Annotated in this window: 13 protein-coding genes; 2 read left to right on the forward strand and 11 right to left on the reverse strand. The window is 26.7% G+C overall.

The features are described 5' to 3' along the window. Nucleotides 1-9 precede the first annotated feature (9 nt). The 10 genes from TY07_RS12250 to TY07_RS12295 all read right to left on the reverse strand — a co-directional run bounded on the left by TY07_RS12250 (nt 10) and on the right by TY07_RS12295 (nt 10,594). Nucleotides 10-246 carry a DUF1292 domain-containing protein gene (locus tag TY07_RS12250; RefSeq protein WP_042400295.1) on the reverse strand — a complete coding sequence of 79 codons (237 nt, stop codon included), beginning with the start codon at nt 244-246 and terminating at the stop codon, nt 10-12. A 96-nt stretch (nt 247-342) separates the two neighbouring features. Then, nucleotides 343-1,026: an amino acid ABC transporter ATP-binding protein gene (locus TY07_RS12255; RefSeq protein ID WP_042400299.1), complete on the reverse strand. Its 684-nt coding sequence runs from the start codon at nt 1,024-1,026 to the stop codon at nt 343-345. A gap of 11 nt (nt 1,027-1,037) precedes the next feature. Then, nucleotides 1,038-1,658, reverse strand: coding sequence for an amino acid ABC transporter permease (locus tag TY07_RS12260; protein ID WP_042400394.1), 621 nt, complete (start codon nt 1,656-1,658; stop codon nt 1,038-1,040). Nucleotides 1,659-1,735: 77 nt separating this feature from the next. Further along, entirely contained in the window at nt 1,736-2,554 is an 819-nt protein-coding gene (locus tag TY07_RS12265; protein ID WP_042400302.1) for an amino acid ABC transporter substrate-binding protein, read from the reverse strand. Between the two features lie 128 nt (nt 2,555-2,682). Continuing rightward, complete coding sequence (locus tag TY07_RS12270) at nt 2,683-3,696, reverse strand: hypothetical protein (RefSeq protein ID WP_042400305.1); 1,014 nt, start codon at nt 3,694-3,696, stop codon at nt 2,683-2,685. Then, on the reverse strand, nt 3,683-4,147 hold the full coding sequence (locus tag TY07_RS12275; protein ID WP_042400308.1) for a 2-thiouracil desulfurase family protein: 465 nt from the start codon (nt 4,145-4,147) through the stop codon (nt 3,683-3,685). The genes TY07_RS12270 and TY07_RS12275 overlap by 14 nt, the downstream gene beginning before the upstream one ends. Nucleotides 4,148-4,224: 77 nt before the next feature. Then, on the reverse strand, nt 4,225-6,582 hold the full coding sequence (locus TY07_RS12280; RefSeq protein WP_042400311.1) for an endonuclease MutS2: 2,358 nt from the start codon (nt 6,580-6,582) through the stop codon (nt 4,225-4,227). A 20-nt stretch (nt 6,583-6,602) separates the two neighbouring features. Next, on the reverse strand, nt 6,603-6,938 hold the full coding sequence (locus TY07_RS12285; protein WP_042400314.1) for a hypothetical protein: 336 nt from the start codon (nt 6,936-6,938) through the stop codon (nt 6,603-6,605). A gap of 16 nt (nt 6,939-6,954) precedes the next feature. Continuing rightward, nucleotides 6,955-9,315, reverse strand: a complete 2,361-nt coding sequence (locus tag TY07_RS12290) for a U32 family peptidase (RefSeq protein WP_042400316.1) — start codon at nt 9,313-9,315, stop codon at nt 6,955-6,957. 268 nt (nt 9,316-9,583) lie between these two features. Next, the gene (locus tag TY07_RS12295) at nt 9,584-10,594 is read right to left on the reverse strand and encodes a cell division protein ZapA (RefSeq protein WP_042400318.1); all 1,011 of its coding nucleotides are present in this window, start codon (nt 10,592-10,594) and stop codon (nt 9,584-9,586) included. A gap of 188 nt (nt 10,595-10,782) precedes the next feature. Here TY07_RS12295 and TY07_RS12300 point away from each other — a divergent pair, with 188 nt between their 5' ends. Continuing rightward, nucleotides 10,783-11,688 (forward strand): radical SAM protein, encoded by a 906-nt coding sequence (locus TY07_RS12300; protein WP_042400320.1) that lies wholly within the window; start codon nt 10,783-10,785, stop codon nt 11,686-11,688. Nucleotides 11,689-11,697: 9 nt separating this feature from the next. Here TY07_RS12300 and TY07_RS12305 read toward each other — a convergent pair whose 3' ends face one another. Next, the gene (locus tag TY07_RS12305; protein ID WP_042400322.1) at nt 11,698-12,222 is read right to left on the reverse strand and encodes a hypothetical protein; all 525 of its coding nucleotides are present in this window, start codon (nt 12,220-12,222) and stop codon (nt 11,698-11,700) included. A 217-nt stretch (nt 12,223-12,439) separates the two neighbouring features. Here TY07_RS12305 and TY07_RS12310 point away from each other — a divergent pair, with 217 nt between their 5' ends. Further along, nucleotides 12,440-12,742 carry a hypothetical protein gene (locus tag TY07_RS12310; protein ID WP_042400324.1) on the forward strand — a complete coding sequence of 101 codons (303 nt, stop codon included), beginning with the start codon at nt 12,440-12,442 and terminating at the stop codon, nt 12,740-12,742. Nucleotides 12,743-12,755: the final 13 nt, after the last annotated feature.

Genomic DNA, 12,755 nt, shown 5'->3' on the forward strand with positions numbered 1-12,755 from the left:
ATTAAAAGATTAGAACTTTATACTTGATACTTGTCTTACCATATTTAGTTCATTTTCAGATTCAACTTGAACTAAGGTTTCATTCCAATCCTTATCAAATTTAATTTTAAATATTTCTACATCATTTTTATTGGTAACTGGTGCCATTGCAACATACTCAGTTTTGTTTATTAGTTTTTGTTCTAAGATAGCATACTCTACTTTGTTGCCTTGCTCATCTGTAAATTTCATTGTTTTTTCATTCATTATTAAATCGCTCCTTCTTTTAACATAATATTAGTATTCTATAAAAAGGAGGAAATTATGAATGTGTATTACAATAATATTATTATAAGTTGAAAATTAATTATTATAGATATGTTTTTCAATAATTTTCCCACTATCCATAGAGACAATTTTATCTGAAACAAGTTTAGCAAATTCCATATCATGTGTAATTATAAGCATTGACATTCCTTCTTTACTTAAATTTCTTATTAATTTTGCAACATCTAAAGTAAGAGAAGGATCTAGTGCTGACGTAGGTTCATCAAAACACATCAATTTAGGATTAAGTGCTAATGCCCTACCAATTGCAACTCTTTGCTTTTGACCACCAGATAATTCACATGGATAATTGTTAGCTTTATGACTTAAGCCTAGAAAATTAAGAATTTCTAAAGCTTTATTTATTGCATTTTCCTTTTTTTCTCCTAAAACACGTATTGGAGCTTCTATTATATTTTCTAAGACTGATTTGTGCGGAAATAAATTAAAACTTTGAAAAACTAGACCAACATCTTTTCTTATAATATTAGCAGTCTTTTTATCACAATACTTTCCATCCTTACAAAGAGTATTTCCTGAAATCTCAATACTTCCATCATCACATTTTTCAAGTCCAGTTATTATTCTTAGTAAAGTTGTTTTTCCACCACCAGATGGACCTACAACAACAACAATTTCACCTTCTAAAATATCTAAATCAACACCTTTAAGAACTAAAGTGTTTCCAAATGTTTTTTTCAATCCCCTTATTTTTAACATATAAGCACCTCTTAACTGTAATATTGATATTTTTTTTCAAGCTTGTCCAATAGCTTAGTGAATATTCCAATTAGAATTAGATAAACAAGTCCTATAATCAAAAGTGGTAATAAAGATGAATCTCTATTACATGCTATTTTACCAACTCTTAATAGTTCATCTAAACCAATTACATAAACTAAAGCAGTATCTTTAACTAAAGTTACAATTTCATTAGCTACTGGAGGTAAAACTGTTTTAAATGCCTGTGGTAGAATTATTCTAAAAAATGTATCAGTTTTAGATAATCCCAATACTTGTGCTGCTTCATTTTGACCAACATCAACAGAAGAAATACCAGCTCTGAAAATTTCTCCAAAATATGCCCCATAATTTAAAGTAAATGCGATAATTGCAGCTGGAAATCTATCTATAACAATATTTAAGTTTGGTAGTCCAAAAAATATAAATACAATTTGTAAAAGAAGAGGAGTTCCACGCATTATTAAAACATAAAAACTTGTTATTTTATTTATTATTTTTATCTTTGATAATCTCCCTAATGCTACAATAATACCTAGTGGAATAGATAAGGCTAATGTTAAGGTAAATATTTCTAGTGTTGACTTTAATCCTACTATAACTTGAGGCATCAATGTAGCTGTATAATTAAGTATATCCTTTAAAAAAGTTATTATATTTTCCAATTTAGATTCTCCTCTCTTTAAAATTAGTTTTCCTTGATAGTTATATCTTCACCAAACCACTTTATAGATATTTCTGCTAATGTTCCTTCATCTTGTAGTTCTTTATATGCCTTATTAAATGCTTCTACCATTTCAGTGTCACCTTTTCTAATACCCACACCATATTCTTCTTCACCAAAATTTTCATCTAATATATTAAATTTATCTTCACCCTTTAAACTTATATAGTATCTTACTAAAATTTCATCTGCTACTACAGCATCAATTCTACCAGCTTCTAAATCCATTAAAGCTTGGTTATTATCCTCAAATGTAATTGCACTTCCACCATTAAAGCTACTATATAACTCTGCTTCTTTTTCCATTGCACTTATAGCAGAAGATTCGTTTTGGGCACCAACTTTTTTACCATTTAAATCATTCTTAGTTTTTATATCGCTATTACCTAATGTAACAATAACTTGTTGATTTTTTAGATATGGCACTGAGAAATCAACCTTCTTTTTTCTATCATCGTTAATTGTATATCCGTTCCATATTAAATCAATATTACCTGAATTAAGTTCAGTTTCTTTCATTGTCCAATCTATTGGTTGAAATTCAACTTCTTTATCTAACTTAGTAGCTAAAGCCTTAGCTAAATCAACGTCAAACCCTGTAATTTCACCATTTTCATCTTTAAAGCCCATTGGAGCAAATGCATCATCCATTCCAACTATTAAAGTATCTTTACTTAAAGTACTTTCTATTTCATTTGATTTTGAACATCCAAATAATGATATGCTTAAAGATAATATACTTCCCCCTAAAATTATATTGCTTATTATTTTTTTTACTTTCATAATGTACCCCCTATTTATCACTTTCTTTATTTAATACTTTAACACATTAAAGTATTAAAAGCAACAGTTTTCTATTTTTTTGTAAAAAAAGAAGAATAAGATATCTTATTCTTCTTTTCTATAAATTATTACCCTAATATTTCAGTTAGATATTTTCTTAGTTCAATGTCTAATGAATTATCTCTTAAATAAAGTAATTTGCTATTAATTTCTTCATCTTTATCATGTAAAGAATAAAAACTTAATGCGGCTTTTAGTCTTAAATCTTCTGAAACTGAAGATAAATCAAACTCACCATCTTCATCCTTTAATATTAATGATAATTCTAAAACTTCATCACTTAATGCTACTGCTTTTAAGAATATTAATTGCTCTCTTGTGAATGTACCAACATTATTTATTATGCTTAAAGTTATATCATACGCTGATTCAATATTATTATCATAAATGTATTTTTTAAAGTATACTTCTAAAGTTTTTAAAACTTTATTATTGTTTTTTACTTGTGATAAAAATCCTAAAGTTGATAATATATTTTCATCACTAAAATTATCCATAATATAAATTATAGAATCTATAATTTTATCTTCTTCTATTCCTTTTGCAGCCATTTTACAAAGTAAATTAACAGCTTTTATGCTATTAGCAGATTTATCATTGGCTATTTTTAATAATTCATCAACACTATATTCATTAAAAGAATATAGTATAGTTAATACAGCATTTTTTACAGCTGTAGGCCATGCTCCTAAACCATTATATCTTCCTTTTAAATATGATGGTTTTGAAATTCCACCGTATAAAAATTCTGTTAAGGCTGATATATTTTCAATTCCTATTTCCTTTGCAGCTTCTTTAGAATATAGCTCCATTGAATCAAAGTTTTGAGACTTATCAACTACTTTTAATATTTCACCAGTTATAAGAGATTTTAATTCTTCTGGAGAAAGCTCTTTAGTATTATGATACTCTTCAACATGATCAATAACAAAATTATAATTAAAAGTATTTTCATTAACTTCTTCTGAATTCATTTGACCATTAAATTCGCCTTCATTAATTTCTTTTATATTTAAAGCTTCATCTAAAGCTATCTCATCATTTTCTTCTTTTTTTCTTTTAAAAAAATCAAATATACCCATTTATATTACCTCCTAAATCCTTTTCACTAATCACTTCTATAGATGCTTCTTTTAAAATTTTTGCTGTAATACCCATTCCAGGTATTTTAGTGCCATTAAAGTTTCCGTCATATATGTAATTAACGCCACAAGAAGGACTTCCTTCTTTTAATATTGCTTTTTTTATATTTAATTTCTTTGCAATATTTAATACCTCTTGTGCACCTTTAATAAATTCCTTGCTAACATTATCTCCATTTTTATTTATAATAGTAATGTCTTTTTGTGAGTTTTCTTTAGAATAGTTTATTATCTCACTTGGAATACGAGGTGTAGGCAATCCCCCTAATTGTTCAGGACAGACTAATATTGCTTTTCCTGAAGAAAATAACTTATCGCATATTTCATTATAATTATTAGCTCCATTATATTTACAATTAACACCACATAAACATGCGCTTATAAGATACATAAAATCCCTCCTTAGTCTGCTTTAATTATAGCATAATAAGGAGGGGTTTCAACTGAATTTACATTAATAATTTATGGTTATTTTAATTCAACAATAGTAACACCATCTCCACCTTCACCATAGACACCAAGTCTATAAGATTTAACATGTGGATGTCTTTTTAACATATCATTAATAGCTTTTCTTAAGACACCAGTTCCTTTACCATGAACTATTGTTACTTCACCTAAGTTACCTAGATAAGCTTCATCTAAATATTTATCAGTTCTATAACAAGCTTCTTCAGAATCCATTCCTCTTAAGTCAATTCTGCTATCAACTGATTTTAAGTTTAATTTAACTTCTCTCTTTTTCTTTTCCTTTTTCTTAGGCTCTTCTGGTACTTTACGTAGATCCTTCAATTTAACATTGATTTTCATTATACCAGCTTCTACTTGTACTTCCCCTTTATTATCAGGATTAGATACTATAATAACTCTTTGATTTAATGAAGGTAAAAATGCTTCCATACCTAAATTAACTTTAGTAATAGCTTCTCCACTATTTTCTCTTGATTTAAACATAGCAGCTTCTTTTTCTTCAAGACTAGCTTTTAATTTTCTTCTTTCTTCTTCTAATCTATTTCTTCCGCCTTCTGCAATTCCCATTTTCTCAAGCTCTCTCATAGCCTTAACTATTTCATCAGCTTCATCCTTGGCTCTAGAAACAATATCTTTTGCTTCTTGTCTTGCTTCATCATAAACTTTATCTCTAACTGTATCTAATTTTTTTAATTTTTCTTCATATTTTGCTTTTAATTTTTCAGCTTCTTCTTTTATATGTTTTGCTTCTCTAGCATCCCTATTAGCTATAATACTCTTTTCTTGTAAATCTCTAATTAAGTCTTCGAATTGTAAATTTTCTTCAGACATAAAGTTTTTAGCATTAGCTATTACAGCATCATTTAAGCCTAATCTTTTTGAAATTTCAAATGCATTAGACTTGCCAGGAACACCAATCAATAATCTATAAGTAGGTCGTAATGTTTCTACATCAAATTCAACAGAAGCATTTTCTACTCCAACTGTACGAAGTGCATATCCTTTTAATTCACTATAGTGAGTTGTAGCTATTATTCGAGATCCTCTTTTAGTTAAAGTTTCAATGATTGCTACTGCTAAAGCAGCTCCTTCAGTTGGATCTGTACCAGAACCTAATTCATCAAATAGTACTAAAGAATTAGCATCTGCATCATCTAAAATTGACACGATATTTGTCATATGAGATGAAAAAGTAGATAAAGATTGTTCTATACTTTGCTCATCACCTATATCAGCAAATATATCTTTAAAAAATCCAATTGCAGAACCATCTTTAGCAGGTATTAAAAGTCCACTTAATGCCATTAGGTGTAATAAACCAACTGTCTTTAATGTAACTGTTTTACCACCTGTATTTGGACCTGTAATCATTAAAGTTGTAAATTCTTCACCTAGATAAATATCAGAAGGAACTACAATTTTTGGATCTATTAATGGATGTTTTCCGCCAATGATATCAAAACTTCTATCTGTTCTTACAGATGGTTTAATAGCATTTAAAGATGATGCATATTTTCCTTTTGCAAATATAAAATCAAGTTCTCTTAATATATCTGCATTGCTTCTTAGAATGTCTATATTATCATACACTTTGGCTGAAAGTTCACTTAGTATTCTCTCTATTTCAGCTTTTTCTTTTAGCATTAATTCTTTTATTTCATTATTTAAGTTTACTAGGCTAATTGGCTCGATAAATAAAGTAGCACCTGTTGAACTTTGATCATGAACTAAGCCAGGAACAGCTCCCTTATATTCAGCTTTAACTGGTATTACATATCTATCTCCTCTCATAGTGTAAAGAGAGTCTTGTAAATACTTTGAATTACTTCTAACAATAGAATTAATCTTTTCTCTAACAGAAGAATTTTTTTCCTTTAGACTTCTTCTAATGTTATATAATGTACCACTTGCTTTGTCGCTTATTTCTTCTTCAGAAATAATAGCAGTATCTATTTCTGTTTCTAAACTTTTTAATGGAGCTAAAATATAAGCTAAGTCTTCAAGATTTTTATACCCAATCTCATCATCTTTTCTTGCAACGTATTCTTTAAATCTTCTTGAGCATCTAAGCATATTTCCTATTTTCATTAATTGCCCAGGATTAAGAGTTCCACCTTTTCCTGCTCTCTCTAGTTCCTCTTTAGTTTCGTGTAATCCCTCAAATGGAGGCGTTCCTTTACGAATTAATATATCTAAAGCTTCATTAGTTTCTTCAAGTTTCTTTTCTACTTCAAAAACAGAACCATATGGTGTAAGGGAATCAATAAGTTCCTTACCCCCACTAGTTACTGCATATCCTCTTAATTTATTTTTAATTTTATTAAATTCTAAAATTCTTAAAGTTCTTTCCTTCATAAATTTCTCCTATACAAATGCTATTTTTTTAATTCTTTATTTAGCTTTTGATTATTAATAATTAATGATATTGTAACTATTGCACTTATAGTTAGTAATGCAATATTAATTATATCTTCATGATTATGATTTTTACCAATAAATGATGAAATTAAAATAAGCATTTCACAAATAGTAATAGCTAATAGTATTATACTTCTTTTCCAGTTTGCTTTAACTTTCCCTGTAGTATTTATTTTTTCATTATAACTCAAACTTTTAAACCAATCTGTTTTTAGTACAGAAGAAGAGCTTCGCATTTGGAAAACACCAAAAATAAATATAATAATTAAAAATACTATGTTTAATATTCTCATAATAACCCTCCTAAAATTATTCTATACCTCTTCTAAATTGACCTTTTGTATAGTTTGCTTTATCATATTCCATTTTACCTACATACATATTTAAAACATTTTTTACTTCATTATATGTTTCATCTCTAAAATCAAATCTAAAAGTTTTTATACCTATATCTTTTAAGTAATTAACTTCATCAAATAAATTTAGAGGTACAGGATTTAAAATGTAGCTTCTACAGAACAAATCTGTCATTACTCTTAATCTTTCATTTACACGATCTATTAAAGTAAATTTATCTCTAGTACAAATTGCATTGCAATCAACATTGGTTTTTCTACCACCAAATGTACTTCCTATTGGACAGTATTCACTTATCATTAATTCGGGTTTACCATAAATTACATAGGCATTGTTGCCATGATTTTTACGTAGTATTTCTTTGATTTCACCTCTATTAAGTTCCATACTTAAAGTTGGAATAGAAATTTCTGATTGATAAAATTCTAAGCTTTGTGTATTCATTATATTAAGTTTATAATCACCTATAATTTGAAGGGAATTTCTATATAGGTTTATTAATCCTACATTAGATGTTATTATTCCTTTTATATAAGGTTTAACTTTTTCTATAACACTACAAACCTTATTAAATTCACCTTTAATTATAGATGAGGTCTTTATATATAAGTTAATATTTCCGTTATACTTTTCAAATGTTTCAATTATATCTGAAAATCTTAATGCATTTTCTTCTCTACTAAAAATATCAAAGGCAATATTATTTATATTACAATCTAGCAATGCATTTAATTGATTTTTTGTAATACAGCTATAAAGCTCTTTAGGAGTATCATCTGTAGCCTTAGGTTTTTCATTTGAAGATGATTTTTTTGTAGGACGTTTTCTTCTTGATTCTTTACAAATGCTTTTTATAAGGCTTTCTATAGAATCTCTTCTTAAGTTGTTTAAATCAGCAACTCTCATAAATCCATCTTCAAACTCTGTAAATTCAACAATGTTTAATTTAAATGGTACATCACCAGATTTAATTAATGCTTCTTTTATTCTTTCTTTATCTAAAGGACGCTTTTCAGCTTTTTGTACAACTTCACCAGCAAAGCAATAATCTTTTCCTTTATATTTTATATTTAATTCTATAGGAGAACCTACAACAAATTTAACAGAGGCATTTAAGGATATTTTTTTAGCATATGGTTTAATATAATCTTCTAACTCATCAAAAAGCTCTTTATTCAAACTTTTATATAGCTGTTCACCATTTTTATAATTAATAGGGAAAATTTTAACTATGTCACCTCTTTTAGCATTACTTTGCTCTTTGCCATTAATTAATATTTTACTTACAGTGAAGCCTTTATCTGCATGACGTATACCATCACCTAATGCAATATCTGCTTTAAGTTTAATTTCTCCATTTTTTTCTACTTGACCTAGAGGTACACCAGTATTTTTTGGAGAATTAAAGCTCATCATATCTTTACCAGTATTACTTTTTAAGTATGCATTAGTAAAACCACTTCTATTAAATAATTGTAATAATTGTCCCTTACCTTCTTGTTCATTATATTTTTTCTTTAATATAACTTTATCTACAGCTTTTCTGTAATTATCAACTACACCAGCTACATATTCAGGTCTTTTCATTCTTCCTTCTATCTTTAATGAGAATGTACCAGTGTCAATAATATCTTTAACATCTTCTATTGTGCACATATCTTTTGGACTAAGTAAATATCCTCTTTGTTCACCTGATTTTTCTCCTTGAAGAGTATATTCCATTCTACAAGGTTGAGCACATCTGCCTCTATTTCCACTTCTTCCACCAATTATAGAACTCATTAAGCATTGTCCTGAATAGCTTATACAAATTGCACCATGTACAAACATTTCAGTTTCAATCATTAATTCTTTAGAAATATGTTTAATTTCATCTAGGGACATTTCCCTTGATAAAACTACTCTGTGAAATCCCTTTTCTTTGAAGTAAATGGCTGCTTCACCATTATGTATTGTCATTTGTGTTGAAGCGTGAATTTCTAAATCATTATATTCTTCTTTTATTCTTTTAAATAATCCTAGATCTTGAATTATTAATGCATCTGCACCTATTTCATATAGATAACCTACATATCTAACAGCTTCATCAATTTCATTTTCTTTTAATATAGTGTTTAATGTAACATATATTTTTACCCCATAACTATGAGCATAATCAATTGCCTTTTTCATATTTTCGTTATCAAAATTTGAAGCATATGCTCTAGCTGAAAATTTATTTCCGCCTAGATACACTGCATCTGCACCTTTATTAATTGCCGCATATAAGCTTTCCATACTGCCAGCAGGTGCTAAAATTTCAATTTTATTCATAAAAATCTCTCCTAAGTTTCAATAATAATGTTATCATTTGTAAAAATGAATTAGTAAATTAAATTTATAAACATTATTTTACTATTCAACTAATAATCAATTTAGTTAATAATCTCTACTAATAAATTAAAATATAGATTATTATTAAATTTTTAATTACTTCTATTTAGTATTCTTATACTTATAAAATAAACTACTTATTGTTATAACATAATTAAATATGTTTTTCTACATTAATTAAAATAAGCCTGCTCATGATTGAACAGACTTATCTTAATAGTGGGTTTTTTTCTCTTTTTTCAACCGCTAAATTGAATTGACTATCCATTAACTTCTTTTCTAAATCTAATACCTTGTATTTGAAGTTTTGTAATTGGAAATTAATTTCCTTATTACGAGATTTGAATAGCTCTTTTTTATTTAATGCATCTTGCAAATCATTTTCTAAAATAGAAATTTTATTTTCTAATATATTTTTTTCTTCTAAGCTTTGTTTAATATTAAGTTCTTTAAATTCTTTAAGCTCAGCTTCTTTAAATTTAATACACTCATTTAGAGTTGATATATTTTCCTGTAGTTCTGTATTTTGATTAGTATAATCTTTAATTTTTAAATTGAAACTTTCTATTTTTTCTTTTAAATCATCATTTTCATCGCTAAGCATAACATTTATTTTTTGAGTTTTTTGTAACTTATTTGAAAGTTCATCATACTCTTCTATAGCAACTCTACTATTTATTTCTTCTGTACAATTTTTAATGGTTGTTTCTAATTTTATATTATCAGAACTTAATTTTTGAACTTCTTCATTTAAGGTATTATTTTCAAATGTTAAATCATTATTTAATTTAGTTAATTCTTCGATTTTTTTCATTAATTCTGAATTAAGTGTTTTAATTTCTTCGTGTTCTTTTAACTTTTCTTCCATTTGGAATATCATTGAATTTAAGGAATCTACCTCGGCAGCTCTAGCTTTTGCAGTCTCATCTATCTCAACTTTTAATTCTCTTAAACGTTCTTTAAGTGTTAAATGACGTTCTTCAAGAGAATTTTTTTTCTTAGTTATATTTCCAATTTCTAAATCACATTTAAAAAGTTCATCTGCTATATTAACAGCAGTTAAAACAGCTGCAGAACTTGTACTAAGTTTTTTATTACTTCCAGAAATTTCTCTAATTTTAGTATCAACGTAAGCTGCAACGTCTAACAAATATTTTTCGTCTTCTTTTCCTCTTAAGTTGTATTCGACACCATTTATTATAACCGTTACCGTATTCATCTTACACCTCTCAACATTTTGATTATGAGTCAATTATACCACAAATAGCAGGAAATAACTATATAATACCTTAAATTGATTAATTCATTATAAATTGCTATACTTTTAATAACTATCTTTTCATTTTATAGTCGAAAGAGTTTATTAACTGAATTAAAAACATGAATTTCACTTATGAGGTGTTAAATATGAATGATATAAATTTATTAAATAGTTGTAATTTATGTATTAGAAATTGCAAAGTAAATAGAAATCAAAATGTTATGGGAGTATGCAAAACATATAATAAAATTAAGATTGCACGAGCTGATTTGCATTTCTGGGAAGAACCTTGTATTTCAGGAGAAAATGGTTCGGGGGCAGTATTTTTTTCAAATTGCAATTTGAAATGTGTATTTTGTCAAAACTCTAAAATATCCCAAAATGGATATGGTAAGGAAATCACTATAAATAGACTTGCAGAAATATTTATGGAATTACAAAATAAAGGAGCAAATAATATTAATTTAGTCACACCAACTCATTATGTTCCTATGATTATTGAATCCATAAAAATAGCAAAAAAAAATGGGCTAGCCTTGCCAATAGTTTATAATACAAATTCTATTGATACTATAGATACTATTAAATCATTAGAAGGATATATTGATATTTATTTACCTGATTTCAAATATTTTAGTGATAAATATTCATTGAAATATTCAAAGGTAAAGAACTATTCAAAAAATGCAATCGAAATAATATCAGAAATGGTTAGACAAGTAGGTCCTCCTGTGTTTGATAATAACGGAATAATGAAAAAAGGAGTAATTGTTAGGCATTTAATGTTACCAGGGTTACTTTTTGATTCAAAAAAAGTTATAGATTTAATTTATAATACATTTAATGATAAGGTATATATTTCATTGATGAATCAATATACTCCATTGTATAATGCAAAGGATTATCCCGAAATTAACAAATCAATAAATCCTAAAGTTTATGATTCTTTAATAAATTATGCATTATCTATTGGTGTTAAAAATGGTTTTATCCAAGATGCCGGAACTGATACAGAAGATTTTGTACCTGACTTTAACAATAAAGGTGTTTAAGGGATAGTATTAAACTATCCCTACTTTACTAACTACACCATCTACTATTTGTTTTCTTTTTTGATTTAAATATTCTCCATAAAGATGTTCTTGCTCATCTAAATCAGTAATATTTTCTATATTATTAACACTAGATAACACTAATTTATTTATATCAAGTCTATAAGTCTTATTTATGCTTGCATAAATTTTATTATATTCCTCTAATCCTCTTGTCTTTTTATACTTTCTAATTAATGAATCTAATGATGTATCGTACTTCTTTATTTTATATACAATTGAATTTAATGTTGTTAGTTTATTTCTCAAGAAATGTTTTTCATATTCTTGTTTAAGTTGAATTAATTCGTTAATTGTATATTCTGAATCATTTATAGTAAACTTTAAAGTTTCACCTTTAAAAGCCATATCTAAGATATCATTTATAATTTCATCATTAGTTTTATTGTATAAATTTTCATTTGCCCCAACAATTTCAAGGCCTTTTTTTAATTGATTGATTTTCTCATTTAATAAATTATTATTTATATTCATAATATCCCTCCACATTATATTACTACTTTTTCTTTGGTATTTGCATAAATATATGCAAAGTTGATTATACAAGATAATAATAGGAGTTGTAAAATATATTTATGTAAATAATATAATTTCCTACTAAAAAGTATTATTAAATTCATATGAAATTCCAATTTCATTTTTATGGATTTTGTCCTATAATATAGGCAAAAGGGTTAGGGAGGAATTAAATATGATTTTAAGATGTATAAATAATAATTTATGCGATAGTTTAACTTTAAACAAGGAATATTATGTTATTGAGGAGACTTCTGATTATTATGTAGTAATCGATGATTCGCAAAATGAAACTACTTGTAAAAAATCTAGATTTACAATTGTTGAAGACAATGACTTATCTAAGAAATGTAAGGCAACTATTAATGAATTAGCTTATCAGTTAGATAATGAATTTAAAGACATAAAGAATTTTACAATTAGAAAAAATTCTAAAGGTGAAATTAAGGAAATTAGTGTTAAATTTAAATATGAATAATAAAAAGAATGTT

The sequence above is a fragment of the Clostridium saudiense genome (assembly GCF_000577815.1).
In the GTDB taxonomy this organism is placed as follows: domain Bacteria; phylum Bacillota; class Clostridia; order Clostridiales; family Clostridiaceae; genus Clostridium; species Clostridium saudiense.